Origin of the sequence: Protofrankia sp. Cr1 (assembly GCF_963555865.1) — a bacterium.
GTDB lineage: Bacteria > Actinomycetota > Actinomycetes > Frankiales > Frankiaceae > Protofrankia.
Genome location: NZ_CAUVXO010000233.1, coordinates 1,585 through 5,779, shown reverse-complemented (window position 1 = coordinate 5,779; position 4,195 = coordinate 1,585). Strand labels below are relative to the sequence as shown.

Here is a 4,195-nt window from a genome sequence, read left to right as displayed (position 1 = left end):
GGGCGCCGACCACTAAGCGCTATTGGGCTATGTTGTCATTCCTCGGCCGGGTAGAGCCGTACGGTCTTGTCGAGGCTGCTGGTGGCGACGGTCTTGCCGTCCGGGCTGAACGCGGCAGAGGTGATCCTGTCGGAGTGCCCGGCAAGGGTGGCGACGGCCGCACGGCTGTCCACCTGCCACAGCTTCGGTCCGGACGAGCCGCCTGTGACGAGGTGCTTGCCGTCCGGGCTGAACGCGGCCAAGCCGCCGGCGTCCTGCAGGGTTGCAAGGTCCTGCCCGGTGCCGGGGTCCCACAGTTGGGTGATGCCGTCCTCGCTGCTCGAGGCGACGGTCTTGCCGTCGGGGCTGAACACCGCGTCGCTGACGACGGTCCGGTGTCCTTTATAGTCGACGACGACCTTCCCGGTCGCCACGTCCAGCACGTCGACGTAGCCGTCGATGCAGACGAGCAGGCGGGTGCCGTCGGGGCTGAACGCGATGCAGCGCTTGTACATGGCGTTCGTGAAGGTCGGAACAATGGGCGTGCGCTGACCCGTTACGACGTTCCACATGGCGTCGACCGAAGCGACGAACTGCCCGTCCGGGCTATACGCCATCGCCGTCAGCCAGTCCTCGGTGCCGGGTTCCGGTTCGTCGAGCGTCTGCCGTATCTGGCCGCTGGCCACGTCCCAGAGCCGGACGGTGCCGTGGTTTCCGGCGCTTGCGATGGTGCGCCCGTCCGAGCTGTACGCCACCTTGGACACGGCGGCGCCGGTGTCCGAAAAGGTCGTCCTGATGTGGCCCGTGGCGACATCCCACAGCTCGATCGAGCCCGAGCCTGGGTTGCTGGCCGTAAGCACCGCGGCAACGGCGAGGGTCTTCCCGTCGGGGCTGAACGCCGCGTCAAGAGCAAATCCCCCGGCTATCTTCAGTACGGTTCCCTGCCTGCCGGACGCGGCTTTTGTGCTCGGCTGCCGTGCTGTTTCCAAGCCATTCTGGTCCTGGTCGGCGGCGGGAGCGGGTTGACCCCCGCCGCAGGCGCCCAATAACATTGCCAACACGCCGAAGATGACGATTCCACTGCCTGATCGGCCGGAAATCCGGCGCCGTGTTGAGCCGTTCATTCGTGGGTCATCCTTCCGGCGTCGTCAGCAACAGTTGGATCAACGTCGGCAACAGTTGGATCAACCACCAGTTGGATCACATCGCCGTCACGCATACACGAGAAACCATTGAGATGTGCCACGGCCGACGTGGGGTCCTGGTCGAAGATGCAGGACCAGTCGTCGACCTTCACATGCACGCCGTCCCGGTTGTTTGCAGCGCCCTGCTGCAGGTACGCCACCATCACCTTGCTGGCGTCGGCGCAGCTGATTTTCCCCTTGACGACCAGTTTGTATTCGGCAGTACCGACAAAGGCACCGCAGTCGGTTCCGGACCCGTTCTGCGCTGCCTGGCTCGCGACTGCGCCAGACGTAGCCGGTGTGCCGGACCCGCTCTGCGCTGCCTGGCTCGCGACTACGCCAGACGTAGCCGGTGTACCGGAGGAGCATGCGGCGAGTGTGAAGCCGCCAGCGAGCACGATCGCGACCGCACGGACGGTGTCCAGAACATTTACCTTACCCACGGATACCCCGGCAGGAGCGATCATTCTTGACCATGCTGTCCCCTCGTCGATAACGCGACCGTTGTTTAGAACGATAGCGGCTTCGGATCTCTGTCGAGAATAGTCCGTGCACCCCGACATCCACCCCAGGACCTCGGCAAAGTCACCCCGCGTAGCGATCTCTCACGTCAGGTTGCGAGGAAGACGATGGCCCGCTTGCGGTCGTGGGCAATGAATTCGGTTGTTCCCTTGATTTTCGTAATGCCGTAGAGGCGAAAGAGGGCGAGGGCGAGGGCGAGGGCGAGGTTATGATCGCCTTGGCCACTCGCCGGATCAGTTTCGCGGCATGAGGTCTGCGAGCTTCCCCCCGGACGCCGCGCAACTGGTGAGGTACTGAAAGCGGTTCGCCAGGATATTCATGTCCGAGTAGGGGAGGCTGAGGAGGATCCTTTGCTGCTGCTCGGGCTGCATGGCCATGAAGTCGGAGCATTTCGTGTTGCTCGGGTTCCCGGCGCCGGCGGTGCCCCACCACAGGATAGTGCCGATGAGCAACGCGACGAGGGCGGCACCATTGATAATCAGATTGCGGCGCATCATCGGTGAGGGCGCGGGGCTGACCGGCGGGAGCGGGGGGGCGCCGGACGCGGTCGCGGCGCGCACTGTCCGGACGCGGTCGAGCGCGTGATGGGGCAGCTCGTAGAAGGCGCCGCCGAGGTAGACGTTCGCCGTGTGGATCAGCCAGAACGGCAGCGTGAGCACGACGAACCAGCCCCAGCCGGCGAGGACGCCGAGCAGGGACATGACGAGGGCAGCCTGTGCGAGCGCGATCCCGGTCCAGATCAGGTTGGGGTTCTGGGCCGGGTTGGCGACCCACGTCGGTAGGGGCTGCTGGCCTGTGGGCGTCGGAGGGGGAAAGTGCTGGCCGGGCTCGGGACGGTCGTGCGTCGGGGAGCCGGGTGGGGATGCGGCCAGGCCGGAGACCGGATCCTGGTCGCCGTGGGCGGGAAACGTGGTCATGCGGGTCTCCAAACGGGAATGAGGTCGGCGGGAGATCGTCGTGGCACCCGGCCTACGGGCCGTCCTGGTGCCGCTGTCCTGGTGCCGCTTTGACCAGCTGGCGCCAGCCAGCTAGTTCTAGTAAATTACGTTTCGCAATATACGATCCGAGTATGCCGATGCTGACTGGATCGGTCAACGGGGTCGCATCGACCGCGATCAGGGGGAGATGGGAGGACTTGTCATGGCGACGAACGCAGTCCTTGCCCGCCGCCGGCTCGCGCAGGGCCTGCGCAGGTACCGCCAGCGTGCCGGGCTCACCATCGAGGACCTGGCTCGCGAGCTGGAGTGCTCCGGGGCGAAGGTCAGCCGGATGGAGACCGGCATCGCCGGCATCCGCCTACACGACGTGCCCCCCATCGCCCGTGTCCTCGAGCTCGACGACGCCGAGCTGACGGAGCTGACGGAGCTGACGCGGCGTGCGCGCGGCAAGGAGTGGTGGCACGAGTTCACCGATGTCGTGCCGCCCGACTCCGCTACCTTCTACGGTCTGGAGGACGGCGCGGCCAGCGTCCGGCTACACACGACGTCGCTGATTCCCGGCCTGCTGCAGACCGCCGACTACGCCCGCGCGCTGCTCGGGGCGGCACACGACGCCACCCGCGCCGTCTGGGAACGCCGGCTCGAGTTGCGACTGCACCGTCAACGCATCCTCGATCGAGAAAACCCGCCAGCGCTGACAGTGCTCTTGGACGAGGCGGTGCTCCACCGGGAGATCGGCGGCCCGGACGTGGCCGCCGGGCAGTGGCGGCACGTTCTGCACCGGGTCGAGACCGCCGGCGTGCGGGTCAGGGTCATCCCTTTCAGGGCGCCGGTCCACGAAGCCGAAGGCGTTACCTTCACGATCTTCGAGTTCGGTCACGAGGACCTCACCTCCGTGGTTTACGCCGAGCAGCCGGTCCAGAACCTCTTCGTCGACGAACCCGAGGCCGTCGGCGTCTATGCGGCGGCGTTGGCCGCCGCCGAGAACGCTGCGACGTCGATCGAGGACTCACTGGCGATGATCGCAAAGCGCGCCGGCGGTGGGCGGTGACCGCCACGGCGCCGCCACCGCCCACGGGGTTACCGGTCGGGCGGCGCGTCGAACTCGTCGTTGCGGACGCCACGCACGAACACCTCCCACTCCCGCGGGGAGAACCGAAGCACCGGCCCAGCCGGGTCCTTCGAGTCGCGGACGGCGACTTCGCCTGGTGCGAACGCGACATCGACACAGGTCATCTCCGCGCCACGGGAGAAGCTGCTGCGCCGCCAGGGCGGCGCCGGCGCCGGCGCCGACGGCGCTGGGCGGCCGGCCGTCTCGACGGCGGCGTCGACCCGAATGCTGATCGCAGAGTTAATCGACATGTTCTTCCTTCGGTGTGTGCGGGGCTGGTGGCACGTCGAGCACACCGCAGTTCGCCGGGATCGCCCAGACTGTGCCGCCCAAGCCGGTCCGGACCTGTGCCCGCACAGGGCCGACCACCCTGTGCCGGCACAGCCTCGTTACCGGCGCATACCGCCCCTACGCTCAGCCACCAGGACGGCCATCCCACGCCCGCGCGGTTGTCCGGAAGG

Annotated in this window: 5 protein-coding genes; 1 reads left to right on the top strand and 4 read right to left on the bottom strand. The window is 67.1% G+C overall.

Annotated elements, in window-relative coordinates:
• Positions 1–35 precede the first annotated feature (35 nt).
• From U9980_RS17260 to U9980_RS17250, 3 genes are all read right to left on the bottom strand, one after another.
• Positions 36–968, bottom strand: coding sequence for a WD40 repeat domain-containing protein (locus U9980_RS17260; protein ID WP_322768858.1), 933 nt, complete (start codon positions 966–968; stop codon positions 36–38).
• Between the two features lie 131 nt (positions 969–1,099).
• Positions 1,100–1,630: a hypothetical protein gene (locus tag U9980_RS17255; protein ID WP_322768857.1), complete on the bottom strand. Its 531-nt coding sequence runs from the start codon at positions 1,628–1,630 to the stop codon at positions 1,100–1,102.
• 288 nt (positions 1,631–1,918) lie between these two features.
• A complete protein-coding gene (locus U9980_RS17250) occupies positions 1,919–2,602 on the bottom strand; it encodes a hypothetical protein (RefSeq protein ID WP_322768856.1) in 684 nt (227 codons plus the stop codon).
• A gap of 223 nt (positions 2,603–2,825) precedes the next feature.
• On the opposite strand from U9980_RS17250, the gene U9980_RS17245 reads away from it, so the two are divergent.
• The gene (locus U9980_RS17245) at positions 2,826–3,674 is read left to right on the top strand and encodes a helix-turn-helix transcriptional regulator (RefSeq protein ID WP_322768855.1); all 849 of its coding nucleotides are present in this window, start codon (positions 2,826–2,828) and stop codon (positions 3,672–3,674) included.
• A gap of 29 nt (positions 3,675–3,703) precedes the next feature.
• On the opposite strand, the gene U9980_RS17240 is transcribed toward U9980_RS17245, so the two are convergent.
• Positions 3,704–3,985 carry a DUF397 domain-containing protein gene (locus U9980_RS17240; RefSeq protein WP_322768854.1) on the bottom strand — a complete coding sequence of 94 codons (282 nt, stop codon included), beginning with the start codon at positions 3,983–3,985 and terminating at the stop codon, positions 3,704–3,706.
• Between the last annotated feature and the right edge of the window lie 210 nt (positions 3,986–4,195).